The sequence below is a fragment of the Archangium lipolyticum genome (assembly GCF_024623785.1).
GTDB lineage: Bacteria > Myxococcota > Myxococcia > Myxococcales > Myxococcaceae > Archangium > Archangium lipolyticum.
In genome coordinates, this window is record NZ_JANKBZ010000003.1 from 741381 (window position 1) to 752132 (window position 10752).

Consider the following 10752-nt stretch of genomic DNA (forward strand, 5'->3'; position numbering starts at 1 on the left):
GTTCCTCACCGTGTATGCCCCCTCTCCCCCTGGGAGAGGGCTGGGGTGAGGGTCTTCACCTCTTCTTGAGCCCGAGCCCCAGCCGGTACACGTCCTGCCCCGGCCATCCGGCCCGCTTCGCCAGCTCCGTGCTCAGTCCCTTCAGCTTCTCCCCTCGTCCCAGCCCCTCCTCCAACGCACGCCGCAGCTCCTCCTCGGACCAGCGGTGCTCTCCCGTGCGTCCCTCCACCAGCACCACCACCTCGCCCCGCGGCTCCTCCTTCGCGTAGCGCCCCACCAGCTCCGACAGCGTTCCTCGCACGAATTCCTCGTGCACCTTCGTCAGCTCCCGCGCCACCACCCCCCGCCGCTCCCCCAACGCCTCCTTCAGGTCCGCCAGCGTCTCGGCCAGCCTCCGCGGGGACTCGTACAGGGCCAGCGTCGCCGAGAGCGGCGCCACCTCCTCCAACATGCTCTGGCGCTCCGGCCCCTTGCGCGGCAGGAAGCCCAGGAAGTGGAAGCGGCCCGTCGGTAGCCCCGAGGCGCTCAGCGCCGCGATCAGCGCCGCGGGCCCCGGTACCGGCACCACCTTCACCCCTCGCTCGAGCGCCTCCGCCACCAGCTTCTCCCCGGGATCGCTGATCGCCGGGCTGCCCGCGTCCGTCACCAGCGCGCAGTCCTCCCCCGCCTCGAGCCGATCCAGGATGCGCCCGGCCCGCTGGCCCTCCGCGAAGGCCGGCAGGCTCACCGTGTCCGCCGAGATTCCGAAGTGGTCCAACAGCACGCGCGAGCGCCGCGTGTCCTCGCACGCCACGAAGGACACCTGCTTCAACGTCTCCAGCGCGCGCGCGGAGATGTCCCCCAGGTTCCCGATGGGCGTGGCCACCAGATAGAGCGTCCCTGCCATCCGTGCCTCACATGCCCGCGTCGAACGCGCCCGGCAGGTGCTCCACCGTCGCGCGCTCGCCGCGGCCCACCACCGAGATGACGTCGAAGCGGATCATCTTCTCCCGCAGCCTCTGCGTCTGCAGGTAGTGCAGCGCCGCCTTCACCACCCTGCGCTGCTTCGCGAACGACACGGTGTGGGACGGATCTCCCCACACCGCCGTGGAGCGCATCCGCACCTCCACGAAGCACACCGTCTCCCCGTGCTCGGCCACCACGTCCAGCTCCCCGTGGCGGCACGCATAGTTGCGCGCCCTCACCCGGTAGCCCTGCCCCTCCAGGAAGCGCACCGCCGCCTCCTCGCCCTCGTCCCCATACCCCTTCCGATCCACCTCCGCCCCTCCCCTTCCCATCCACCCCTCCCAGAGGCCCCATCCCGGGGCCCTCGCACTACAGATTGACCGTCCCGTCCGCCAACTGCGTGAAGCCCGGGTGCGCCGTCACGTGCAGCACCTGCGTCATCGTCCCCAGGTGCTTGAGCATCCGCCCCAGCAGCGGCAGCTTCGCCTCGTCCACGCCGATCAGCGCGTCCTCCACCAGCAGCGGCAGCTTCACCCGCGCGCTCACCTTCTCCACCACCGTCAGCCGCAGGCTCAGGAAGAACAGGTCCACCTCGCGCGGAGGCAGCTCGCCCAGCGGCATCCGCCGGCCCGAGGCGCCCGCCACCACCGTCCTCCCGTCCTTGTCCCACTCCACCCCGACATAACGGCGATCCGTGAGCGCGCCAAAGTACTGCACGCACCGCTCCCGGAGCATCCCCATCACCGCGTGCATGTCCGTGGCCAGGATGTCCGCCGTCAGGCTGATCAACATGGGCGCCGGATCCTCCAGCGGCTCCAGGCCCGACATCTCCATGCCCGGCATGATCGCGCCCATCAGCATCTGCGGATTGCGCGCGAGCGCGATGGACTCCTTGAGCCGCGCCATCTCGCGCTCCACCTCGCGCACGTCCCGGACGAACGAGCCCTTCTCGGTCACCTGCGCGTTGAGCAGCTCGATCTGCTGGCGGATCACCGGCAGCTGGTTCGCGGCCTCGACGAACTCCGGGTGCCTCTCCATGGACACGAGCTGCGCGCGCAGCTGGGCCACCTCGGCGCCGAGCTCCTCGCGTCGCTGGAGCCGCGGAGGAATGTCCGCCGGCGTGTCCACGTCGAACACCTCCATGGCCTTGCGCACCGCCGCCGCATCCGCCTCGAACTCCTCGAGGATCTTCTTCTCGCGCACGGCGAACATCTCGCCCTTGCGGCGCACCTTGTCGGTGTACTGCAGCTCGTCCACGTGGCGCAGCGCCAGCACCGCGGCGAAGCCGAAGGCCGGAATGTCCAGCAGCCCCACGTACCGGCCCATGCCCTCCAGGGCGAGGCCCGCCAGGAAGCACGCCACCCCCGCTCCCACGGCGATCCAGAAGTTGCGGTTGCGGGTGAGGGGCTCCACGTCCGGCAGACGCCGCGACTCCTCCTCGGCCGCCTCGCGCTCGGACTCGAGCCGCGCGAGCGCATCGTCCTTCCGGGCGATGAGCTTCGGGTAACGCTCCGCCCGGGCCACGATGTCCTGCGGCAACCCCAGTGACTCGGGCGTGGGCTCGGCGGCCCACGCCGCCTCCACCTGACGCAGCTTCTCCTTCAACCCCTCGGTGCTCCGCAGCTTCGACTCGAGATCGAAGACCTGCGAGTTGAGCCCGTCCACCTCGAACTGGAGGTTGTCCACCTCCTTGCAGAGCACGTACTCCCTCTCGAGCTCCTTCAGCTTCGCCTCGGCCGCGGGAACGTCCGACGCGGGCATCACCGCGGGCATGCCCGGCGACGAGGGCGAGTGGAGACCCGGCATGCCCGGCGACGACTGCGTGCGCAGGGCGGGCATGCCCGGAGTCGACATCGCGCGCAGGCCCGACGTGGAGGCCGCCCGGCCCGCGCCCCGAGGCCGGCGCGAGGGCAGCTGCACCGCCTGGAGACAGAAGAGCTGCTCGAAGGAGGTGCGCGGCGGGAGCCCCGCCTGGCCGCGGAGGAACTGGTTCGCGTCGGTGGTGTCCTGCGTCACCAGCTCCGGCTGCTTCGTGGTGGGGTTGAGCCGGTGCAGCGAGCCACCTCCACCCAGCTCGCGCAGCACGCGGTAGGTGACGTTGTCCTGGCCCACGAAGGAGAGCGCGGCCTTGCCCGGCTTCTGCGAAGAGGCCGCGAGGGCTGCATCTCCACCCCTCCCGTCCGCGTACAGCAGCGCGAGCGCGAGTCCGGCCAGCGGGCTCGATTCCGCGGGCGGCTTGAGCACCAGATACCCGGACTTGAAGGCGAAACGGCCCGTGGGAGAGAAACCCCGGACGTTCTGGACGGCGACCTCGACGAAGTTCATGCGCCGCCCATTCTAGCCCGCATGCACATGAAAAAAGGGAGTGCCCTCGTAAAGGGACACTCCCTTTTTGAGAAACCGGCCACGAGGGCCGGGAGGGGCTCAGGCCCTCGCCTGCTCGGCGGCCTTGCCAGACGAGGTGGCGCGGCGCATCTCCGCGTCCTCCTGGGTCTCCACGCGGGAGGCCTTGCCCTTGAGGGCGCGGAGGTAGAAGAGGCGGTTGCGGTTCACGTTGCCGCGGCTCAGGACCTCGATCTTCTCGTAGCGCGGGCTGTGCACCGGGAAGATGCGCTCCACGCCGACGCCGAAGGAGACCTTGCGCACGGTGAAGGTGGCGCGGTTGTTGCCCTTCGTCTTGCGGATGACGACACCCTCGAAGGCCTGCACGCGCTCCTTGTCGCCTTCCTTGATCTTCCAGTGGACGCGAACGGAGTCACCCGTGCGGAACGGGGTAACGTCCTGGCGGAGATTCTTGGCCTCCACGTACTCGATAGCGCTGCGACGCATGACTTGACTCCAGTAATCCCCTGATGCTCGGACTCGGGGTACGAAACTTGAGAGCGGGCCGTACTACCAGAGAGCCGGGGGTCGGACAAGCCCGCAGAACACCGACCATAGGCCCAAAAACCATCGGAGGGGCTACAGCTCCTCCTCTTTCTTCGCCAGCAGCTTCATGTCCGCCTTGCCGAGCTCCAGCCGGGCGAACAGGTCCGGACGCCGCTCCCGGGTCAGCTGCAGGGCCTTCCAGCGCCGCCACCGGGCAATCCGCGCATGGTCGCCCGACTGCAGCACGGCGGGCACCTCGGCACCACGGAAGACGGGCGGCCGGGTGTAGTGCGGGTGCTCCAGCAGCCCCTCCTCGAAGCTCTCGGTGACGCTGGAGGTCTCGTTGCCCAACACCCCCGGTAGCAGCCGCGCCACCGCGTCCACCACCGCCAGGGCCGCCACCTCGCCCCCGGTGAGGATGAAGTCCCCCAGGGACACCTCCCCGTCCAGATAGGGCATGACGCGCTCGTCCACGCCCTCGTACCGGCCGCAGACGAGGATCAGCCCGGGCTCCTTCGCCAGCTCGCGCGCCTTCGCCTGGGTGAAGATGGGGCCTCGCGGGCTCATCAGCAGCACCCTGGCCCCGGGAGCACGGGCCCGGGCGGCCTCGATGGCGGCCACCAGCGGCTCGGGCTTCATCACCATGCCCGCCCCGCCCCCATAGGGCGTGTCGTCGGTGACGCGGTGCTTGCCCTCGGCGAAGTCCCGCACGTAGGTGACCGTGACGCAGAGCAGCCCCTTCTCGCGAGCCTTCCCGAGGATGCTCGCGCCCAGGTAGCCGGACACGCTGTCCGGAAAGAGGGTCAGCACCTCCACGGGGTACATCAGTCCTCGCCCCCTTCACCCTCGGACCCACCGACCTCCAGGTACTCCGGGGGCTTCACCACGAGCCGTCCGCCCGGGACGTCCACCGTGGAGACGAAGTCGTCGGCGAAGGGCACCACCAACTCCTCCTTGCCCTCCGCGCGGATGACGAGGTTGGGCACCTCGCCGGTGCTCCACAGCTCCTCCACCCGGCCGAGCACGTTGCCCGCCTCGTCCACGGCGGTCAGTCCCACCAGGTCACCCTGGAAGTACTCGTCCTCGGCGGGGGGCTCGAGATCCTCCCGGAACGCGAGCACGGTGGCACCCACCAGCGCCTCGGCGTCCTTGCGGCCCTCCACCTCCTCGAAGACGACGAGCATCTCCTTGGGGGTGGGACGCACGGACTCGATGCGCAGCACGCGCTCGGGGCCGGTGCGCGGACGCACGAGCACCCGCTCGACGAAATCGAGCGTCTCGGACTCCGGGTCGAAGGTGCGCACGGCCACCTCTCCCCGAAGACCATGGGCGCGGGCCACGTAGCCCAGCTCGAGGTGGGGTTTGAGCGTCACTGGCCTTCAGGAGAGGCGGCGGACGCGGGAGCGGGGGTCTGGCGCCGGTCATCCTGGATTTCCAGGCGGACCTTCTGGCCCTGCTTCTGGGCCGCGGCACCGAGCAGCGTCCGGAGGGCGCCAACGGTGCGCCCATCACGGCCGATGACCTTGCCCACATCCTCGGGGGCGACCTTCAGCTCGAAGAGCCGGGCCCCTTCCGCCTCGGATGCACGCAGGCTGACCTGGTCGGGTCGATCGACCAGGGCCCGCGCGAGATAGATGATGAGCTGCTCCACGCTGTCCGCTCAGCCCTGCGAGGGAACTAGGCCTTGGGCGTGGCGGCGGCGGCGGCGCGCTTGTGACGCTTGATGAGCTCGAACACCGTCTCGGAGGGCGTCGCGCCGGACTTCAGCCAGTACTCGAGGCGCTCAGCGTCGAACTCCACCTTGGCCGGGTTGAGGTTCGGGTCGTAGGCGCCCACGGCCTCGATGAACTTGCCGTCCCGGGGGTTCCGGGAGTCGGTGGCCACCACGTGGTAGTACGGCTTCTTCTTGGCGCCCGCGCGGGCAAGACGGAGAACAACGGCCATTTCTGATGCTCCAGGTGAAAACTGAAGGTGAAACGAAGGTGATCAGCTTGGAGGGGGGCGCTCTTAACGCCGCGCCAAGCGGATTGTCAAGGAAGCTCGGGCTCTTGCGTCGTTTCTGACGCGTTTTCCCCACCCCGGTTGGCCAGCTGGCCACAGGCACCGGCGATGTCCCGGCCCCGGTTCTGCCGGATGAAGGCCGCCACGTGGCCCTCACAGAGGATCTCCCGGAAGCGCTCGGCCCGCTCGTCCATGGTGGTCTTGAAGCCGAGCCCCGGGTTCTCGTTGTAGGGAATCAGGTTGACCTTGGCGGGGATGTCCTTCAACAGCTCGATGAGGCGGTAGGCATCCTCATCGCTGTCGTTGAAGCCCTGCAGCAGGACGTACTCGAAGGTGATGCGCCGGCCCTGGCGCAGGGGGAACTTGCGGCAGGCGTCCAGCAGCGCCGCGATGTTCCACTTGCGGTTGACGGGCATCGTCTTGGAGCGCTGCTCGTCGGTGCTCGCGTTGAGCGAGATGGCCAGCTTCACGTCCGTCTCCTGGCCGAAGCGCTCGATCATCGGCACCAGGCCCACCGTGGAGACGGTGATGTGGCGGTGGCTGAAGTTGGGCCCGTCCTCGGACTGGAGGATGGAGAGCGCCGTCTTCAGGTTCTCGAAGTTGTGCAGGGGCTCGCCCATGCCCATGAAGACCAGGTTGGAGAGCGGGCGCAACGTCTCCAGCTTCTCCAGCTTGCGCACCTCGCGGTTGACCGCGTGCACCTGGGCGACGATCTCCCCCGGGGTGAGGTTGCGCTTGAGGCCCAGCGTGCCCGTCATGCAGAAGCTGCACGCCATGGCGCAGCCCACCTGCGTGGACACGCACAGCGTCTTGCGGTCCTCCGAGGGCATGTAGACGGACTCGATGTAGCGGCCGTCACGCGTCTTCCAGCGGTACTTGATGGTGCCATCCACCGAGCGCTGCTCGGCGTCCTTCACCAGGGGGACGATCTCCGCCCGCGCCTTGAGCTTCTCGCGCAGGGCCTTGGAGAGGTCCGTCATCTCCTCGAAGGAGGTGGCGCCGCGCTGGTGGATCCACCGGTACACCTGCCCGGCGCGGAAGGAGCGCTCGCCCAGCTCCTCGGTGAGGAAACGGGTGAGGCCCTCCAGCGTGAGGCTGGAGACCTCCACGAGCTTCGCGGGCGCGGGGGCCGGCGCGGGCACGGGGGCGGTATCGGCGGGGAGCTGGGTGGACTCGGGCAACATCGTCATGGTTCCAACGGGGGAGGTGTGGGCGTCCCTTCCCACAAGATGGGACACGGAGTCAAAGGAGCTCTCGTCCCCTCGCCCGCTGGAAGGCATTCCACCCCCGCTACTGCTCGAGCCGGGAGCACCACGAGTCATTGAAGACCGTGTCCAGATAGGCCCCGCCCTTGTCCGCGCACAGGAAGACGACGTTGGGCGGAGACATAGACCGCATCGCCGGCAGGTAGCGCTTCACCGCCGCGTAGCACGAGCCCGAGGAGCCTCCGACCAGCAGCCCGTGCCGGAACAGCAGCTCGCGGCACGCCCGCACCGTCTCGATCTCCGGCACCATCACCACGTCGTCGATGAGCGCCCGATCCACCAGCTCCGCCCTCACGCTCGCGCCGATCCCTGGGATGTAGCGCTTCTTCGGCGCCCCTCCGAAGATGACCGAGCCCTCCGCGTCCACGGCGATCACCTTCGCGTGGGGGAACTGCTCCTTCACCCGGGTCGACACACCGGCGATCGTCCCGCCCGTGCTCACGCCCACGAAGACGTAGTCCACCTGTTTGAAGGCCCGGCAGATCTCCTCGCCCGTGAAGCGGTAGTGCGCCTCCGCCACCAGCGGGTTGCCATACTGGTTGGGCCAGTACGAGACCGGCAGCGAGCTGAGCAGCTCCTGCACCTTCCTCAGCCGCGTCTTCAGGAAGCCGCCCGTCTCGTCCCGCTCCTCCACCTTCGCCACCGTCTCGCACATCCGCCGCAGGTAGGCCTCGTTCGCTCCGGCGATGTTCGGATCGATCACCGGAATGAACTTCAGCCCCAGCAACCGGCAGTAGCTCGCCATCGCGTTGGCGAAGTTCCCCGAGGACGACTCGACCAGCGTCGCGTCCTGTGTCACCTCACCGCGCTCCACCGCCATCTTCAGCATCCAGAACGCGGGGCGATCCTTCAAGCTACCAAACGGGTTGTTGTACTCGAGCTTGGCGAACAGCCTGATCCCCTCCTCGTTCAACTCCACCACGGGCGTTTCCCGCAGGCTTTTCTGGAGTTGATTGAGTCGCTCAGACAGGGGGGGAGTTTGAGAGGGCATGGCCAGGGACCTCGCCAAGATGGCTTCGCTGCACTTTTCCTGTACTGCTCCACAGTAGTTTTGTTTTCATCGAAAGTCCACACATGGCGTGAAAAACCGAGAATCCTGATTTGACTACAATCAGGGGATCTGTGCGAGGTTGTGTGTCTGAAGGCGAAGCGCTGGAATGCCCGCATCACGGGCAGGAGCACCCATGAAGTCGGATCAGGAACCGGACCGCGGCACCGGCACCGAGGGGTGACCCACCCTCCAGGTGACGAGTGCCCGCGTGTAATGGCGCACCGCCCGGACCAGGCCCTCCGCCCCGAACCGGGCGAGGGCCCTCCTCACGGCCGGGTGCGCGTGCAGCGGTCTTCTGACAGCTCCGCGCTCGCGAACCACGACAGCGTCAGGCTCACCGGGGCTCAGGCCCGCTTGCGCTGATTCTCGGCATCGATGACGTCACGCACGCTGTCCGGGACCTCGACGACCGAGTCCGGATCCTCCGGATTGCGCTTGAAATCCAGCAGCAGGACGATCCGGGGCTTCGTGCCGCGATGCCAGACCTCGTGCTCGATCGTGTCGTCGAACACCAGGCAGCGGCCCTCCTCCCAGCTCCGCGTCTCCGTCCCCACGCGCATCGAGCAGCCTTCCGGCACCACCAACCCCAGGTGGCAGCGAAGCACCGCGTTGGTGTAACCCTCGTGCGGCGTGATGTGAGTGCCCGGCTGCAGGCTGGAGAAACCCGCCGTCGTCAGGCCCGGAATCTGCGCCACCAGCTCCGCCGTGCGCGGGCACCGCTGGCAGTTCTCCTCCAGCCGGTTGCCAAAGGCATACAGCCCGAAGACATCCCAACCCTTCTCGTACAGATCCCGCTCCGGCCACGCCATGAAGTTCTGCGCGTGCAGATTCTCCAGCTCCTGGCGAATCACCCGCCAGTTCTTCTCCAGCATGGCGGTGAACGGATAATCACGCGGGTCAAGGTACATGTAGAAACCTGCCTTCTCCATGCTTCGTGCATGACGGGCGACGTGGGTGCGCGACACGCCAGCGTCATCGGTGAAGCCCTACCATACCACTGTTCACTTCCAGTCGTCTCGTAGCGCACGCTCGGCGGAAGAGCGTGCGTATCGCCAGCGTGTAGACGGCGCGGGCCTGATGTGGGCGTGGAGGGCAAGGCTGGAGACGCATCACCCGAGAGCGGCGGCGGGAGCACCCCGCTGCAGGAACCGCTCGACGACGTCCGCTGCGGGCATGTCCTGCTCGGCCTTGCGGAAGACGTCCCTGAACGTCCGAACGGCGGTCCGATAGGAGGGATTGTGGACCACCTCGTCCAGCAGACCCAGCAGACGCTCGGCGGTCAGTTGGGACGCGAAGCCCCGGACCCCGAGTCCATGATGGACCACGCGCGCCGAGACGCCGGGCTGATCGAACAGGAAGGGAATGACGACCATGGGCACCCCCATGGAGATGCACTCCTTGACGCTGTTGAACCCGCCGTGGGTGATCATCACCATGGCCCGGCGCAACATGGCGATCTGCGGCGCGTGCCGGACAGCGATGACGTTGGGGACGACCCCGTCGAAGGCCGCCACATCGAGCTTGCGGCCCAGGGAGAGCACGAACTGCCAGTCCGGACGCCGCGCGGCCACCTCGAGCACCTGCCGGAAGAGCCGTACATCCAAATCCGTGCGGAAGGCCAGGGTCCCCAGGTAGACCAGCACGAGGGGACGCTCCTCCCGCAGGCGCTCCCAGGGGAAGTCCGACTCCTGCCGCTCCAGGTCCACGGAGGGGCCGGTGTAGAGGTACTGCCCGCGTGACGAGGCGGCCCCCATGTCGGCGAACTCGCGCGGACAGAGCACCAGCTCCGGAGCCCGGGCGCACAGGGTGCTGCCCGAGAAGTCGAGCCGCTCGGGAGGAAAGCCGTAGCGCCGGGCCACTCGCCGCAGGTGACTCACATCGCGGGTCCGGAAGAGCACGCCGAGCCGATGACGATAGGTGTCGCGCAGCCAGGCCGCACGGATGAGAAGAGATGTCGTCAGTCTCCCATCCGGCACGAGAGGGGAACTCAGCGGCGGCAGGCGCTCCTCCCGGCGTAAGGACAACGTCGTATTGAGCAGCAGGCACGGAACCTCGTGCCCATGGGCCACCATCGGCGGCTCCGGCAACTGCACGTCGCACAGCAGCAGGTCGGGCTTCAGCCGGGTGAAGGGCACGTCCAGCGCCCCCTCCAGGACCGCCGCATGGATGCGATTCTGGACGCGATCCATCTCCAGCGAGAACTGGAGGAGCCGCAGCCCGCTCAGCTCCTTCATGCGCGCGAGGATCCGATCCTGGAAGCCCCTGGGGCACAGGTCCTCGAGCACGGGCATGAACTCGAAGCCTTCACCCCGGAGGAAGTCCTCCACGTCCTGCAGCCCGCAGTAGACCACCCGGTGACCGCGCGCACGCAGGGTCCTGGCGATCCTCAGCGTGGGATTGACATGTCCCTGTTGAGCGAGCGGCGAAATGATGATGGTGGCCATGGCTCTATCCGGCGGAGAGGAGGGGCTTTCCGGCGGGGCGCAGGAACAGCGCGCCCTTGGGAGTGTTGGCCAGCATAACTGTCCGCTACCTGAAGCAGACAGCTGCTTCTACCCACTTCCGCTAGACATCCAGGCCAGACGGGAGCGCGTGTCAAGCCCCCCTCCCCCTCTCAAGCCC

General features: G+C 68.1%; 12 protein-coding genes. All 12 read right to left on the reverse strand.

Annotation, left to right across the window (positions count from 1 at the left end; genetic code table 11):
- Positions 1-55 precede the first annotated feature (55 nt).
- The 12 genes from rsmI to NR810_RS10125 all read right to left on the reverse strand — a co-directional run bounded on the left by rsmI (position 56) and on the right by NR810_RS10125 (position 10574).
- Positions 56-886 carry a 16S rRNA (cytidine(1402)-2'-O)-methyltransferase gene (rsmI, locus tag NR810_RS10070; protein WP_257450647.1) on the reverse strand — a complete coding sequence of 277 codons (831 nt, stop codon included), beginning with the start codon at positions 884-886 and terminating at the stop codon, positions 56-58.
- 7 nt (positions 887-893) lie between these two features.
- A complete protein-coding gene (locus NR810_RS10075; protein ID WP_257450649.1) occupies positions 894-1277 on the reverse strand; it encodes a YraN family protein in 384 nt (127 codons plus the stop codon).
- Between the two features lie 37 nt (positions 1278-1314).
- A complete protein-coding gene (locus NR810_RS10080; RefSeq protein WP_257450651.1) occupies positions 1315-3270 on the reverse strand; it encodes an ATP-binding protein in 1956 nt (651 codons plus the stop codon).
- A 99-nt stretch (positions 3271-3369) separates the two neighbouring features.
- Positions 3370-3774 carry a 50S ribosomal protein L19 gene (rplS, locus tag NR810_RS10085; RefSeq protein ID WP_204228342.1) on the reverse strand — a complete coding sequence of 135 codons (405 nt, stop codon included), beginning with the start codon at positions 3772-3774 and terminating at the stop codon, positions 3370-3372.
- A 132-nt stretch (positions 3775-3906) separates the two neighbouring features.
- Positions 3907-4638: a tRNA (guanosine(37)-N1)-methyltransferase TrmD gene (gene trmD / locus NR810_RS10090; protein WP_257450654.1), complete on the reverse strand. Its 732-nt coding sequence runs from the start codon at positions 4636-4638 to the stop codon at positions 3907-3909.
- Positions 4638-5186: a ribosome maturation factor RimM gene (rimM, locus tag NR810_RS10095; protein ID WP_257450656.1), complete on the reverse strand. Its 549-nt coding sequence runs from the start codon at positions 5184-5186 to the stop codon at positions 4638-4640. The genes trmD and rimM overlap by 1 nt, the downstream gene beginning before the upstream one ends.
- Entirely contained in the window at positions 5183-5464 is a 282-nt protein-coding gene (locus tag NR810_RS10100; protein WP_257450659.1) for a KH domain-containing protein, read from the reverse strand. The genes rimM and NR810_RS10100 overlap by 4 nt, the downstream gene beginning before the upstream one ends.
- Positions 5465-5490: 26 nt before the next feature.
- Complete coding sequence (gene rpsP / locus NR810_RS10105) at positions 5491-5757, reverse strand: 30S ribosomal protein S16 (RefSeq protein ID WP_257450662.1); 267 nt, start codon at positions 5755-5757, stop codon at positions 5491-5493.
- Between the two features lie 86 nt (positions 5758-5843).
- Complete coding sequence (rlmN, locus tag NR810_RS10110) at positions 5844-6998, reverse strand: 23S rRNA (adenine(2503)-C(2))-methyltransferase RlmN (RefSeq protein WP_257450726.1); 1155 nt, start codon at positions 6996-6998, stop codon at positions 5844-5846.
- A gap of 106 nt (positions 6999-7104) precedes the next feature.
- Complete coding sequence (gene sbnA, locus NR810_RS10115; protein ID WP_257450664.1) at positions 7105-8070, reverse strand: 2,3-diaminopropionate biosynthesis protein SbnA; 966 nt, start codon at positions 8068-8070, stop codon at positions 7105-7107.
- Between the two features lie 404 nt (positions 8071-8474).
- The gene (locus tag NR810_RS10120; protein WP_257450667.1) at positions 8475-9038 is read right to left on the reverse strand and encodes an aspartyl/asparaginyl beta-hydroxylase domain-containing protein; all 564 of its coding nucleotides are present in this window, start codon (positions 9036-9038) and stop codon (positions 8475-8477) included.
- Positions 9039-9239: 201 nt separating this feature from the next.
- Positions 9240-10574 (reverse strand): glycosyltransferase, encoded by a 1335-nt coding sequence (locus NR810_RS10125; protein ID WP_257450669.1) that lies wholly within the window; start codon positions 10572-10574, stop codon positions 9240-9242.
- Between the last annotated feature and the right edge of the window lie 178 nt (positions 10575-10752).

Excerpts from the sequence above, each read along its gene's own strand:
- rplS (WP_204228342.1), bottom strand. The coding sequence starts at position 3,774 with ATGCGTCGCAGCGCTATCGAGTACGTGGAGGCCAAGAATCTCCGCCAG.
- rsmI (WP_257450647.1), bottom strand. The coding sequence starts at position 886 with ATGGCAGGGACGCTCTATCTGGTGGCCACGCCCATCGGGAACCTGGGG.
- trmD (WP_257450654.1), bottom strand. The coding sequence starts at position 4,638 with ATGTACCCCGTGGAGGTGCTGACCCTCTTTCCGGACAGCGTGTCCGGC.
- NR810_RS10080 (WP_257450651.1), bottom strand. The coding sequence starts at position 3,270 with ATGAACTTCGTCGAGGTCGCCGTCCAGAACGTCCGGGGTTTCTCTCCC.
- rpsP (WP_257450662.1), bottom strand. The coding sequence starts at position 5,757 with ATGGCCGTTGTTCTCCGTCTTGCCCGCGCGGGCGCCAAGAAGAAGCCG.
- NR810_RS10075 (WP_257450649.1), bottom strand. The coding sequence starts at position 1,277 with ATGGGAAGGGGAGGGGCGGAGGTGGATCGGAAGGGGTATGGGGACGAG.
- sbnA (WP_257450664.1), bottom strand. The coding sequence starts at position 8,070 with ATGCCCTCTCAAACTCCCCCCCTGTCTGAGCGACTCAATCAACTCCAG.
- NR810_RS10125 (WP_257450669.1), bottom strand. The coding sequence starts at position 10,574 with ATGGCCACCATCATCATTTCGCCGCTCGCTCAACAGGGACATGTCAAT.
- rlmN (WP_257450726.1), bottom strand. The coding sequence starts at position 6,998 with ATGTTGCCCGAGTCCACCCAGCTCCCCGCCGATACCGCCCCCGTGCCC.
- NR810_RS10120 (WP_257450667.1), bottom strand. The coding sequence starts at position 9,038 with ATGTACCTTGACCCGCGTGATTATCCGTTCACCGCCATGCTGGAGAAG.